Source organism: Bacillus sp. DNRA2 (assembly GCF_012843265.1).
Lineage (GTDB): Bacteria > Bacillota > Bacilli > Bacillales > Cytobacillaceae > Bacillus_BU.
Genome location: NZ_JABAIT010000084.1, coordinates 1 through 525 on the forward strand (window position 1 = coordinate 1; position 525 = coordinate 525).

Below are 525 nucleotides of genomic sequence, written 5' to 3' on the forward strand. Positions count from 1 at the left end.
TCCATTTCAGAAACTCATATCTGCCATAGAAAATAAATGTTTAAAAGAAGGCATCCGTTTTCTCAGACAAGAAGAAAGCTATACCTCAAAAGCTAGTTTCCTAGATAGAGATATACTTCCGGTTTGGTCAAAAGACGATAAAGCCAGCTACCACTTCAGTGGCAAGCGAATCACTCGTGGTCTGTACCAAAGTAAATCAGGAAAATGTATTCATGCCGACATCAACGGAGCATTGAATACGCTAATTAAATCAGGAATAGTAAAGTTGGAGGAAAACTTTCAAATAAAAACTCCAAACCTACTATATGTTCAGAAACGTAAGGCTGTTGCTTAGCGCATGGCTTAGTGGGTGTGTCAACCATCCATGTGTATTCGTCACTTTTGTGTCGGAGCTTGTAGTACGTAGTTCGTAAGGCTATGACTTCGCCGTATCCATTCGGAGAACCTTAACTCATGGTAGGGAGGGTGCAAGTGGGAAAACGATAGCTCGTCGCCAGTACCGACCAAAAAATAACTTGGGGTGTC

At 41.7% G+C, this 525-nt stretch carries 1 protein-coding gene; it reads left to right on the forward strand.

Annotation, left to right across the window (positions count from 1 at the left end):
* A partial coding sequence (locus HHO41_RS22065; RefSeq protein ID WP_248278578.1) for a transposase occupies positions 1–334 on the forward strand: 334 nt, incomplete at its 5' end.
* Positions 335–525: the final 191 nt, after the last annotated feature.